General features: G+C 69.0%; 1 protein-coding gene. It reads right to left on the bottom strand.

Features of this window, described 5'->3' with window-relative positions:
• Positions 1–464, bottom strand: a 464-nt coding sequence (locus tag AAHM41_RS40345; RefSeq protein WP_446719530.1) for an IS701 family transposase, incomplete at both ends; no start/stop codon positions are given.

The raw sequence follows: 464 nt of genomic DNA on the forward strand, positions 1-464 counted from the left end.
GGCAGATAGAGCCGCCAGGCGACCGGCAGGCTGGCGGCGTGGTTGGCGACCGACAGCGTCACCGCCACTTGGCAATTGTCCTGCTTGCCGAGTTGCCCGCAATACTGCCGCGTCACGCCGACCGAATGCCGGCCCTTCTTCGGAAAGCCCGTGTCGTCGATGATCCAGGCCTCGATCGGCCCGTGCCGCTCGATCGAGGGCAAGACCAGATCGCGCACCTTGGCCAGGACCCGCTCGTCCGACCACGGCGCCTGACCCACGAAATGCAGCAGCGACTGGTGCTGCGCCGGGACCCGGGCCGGCGCCGTCACCGCCGCCAGCGGCTCCACGCTCTTGCGCTCCGCCGGCATCAAAAGCCCCAGGCAGTAATCCCGCAACGGTCCCACCCGATCCGCATGACCGATCGCGCCCGACAACGCCGCGACATAGGCCGCAAACCGCCCTTCACTGTCCTCGCTCGCCGT

The organism is Inquilinus sp. OTU3971 (genome assembly GCF_038440215.1).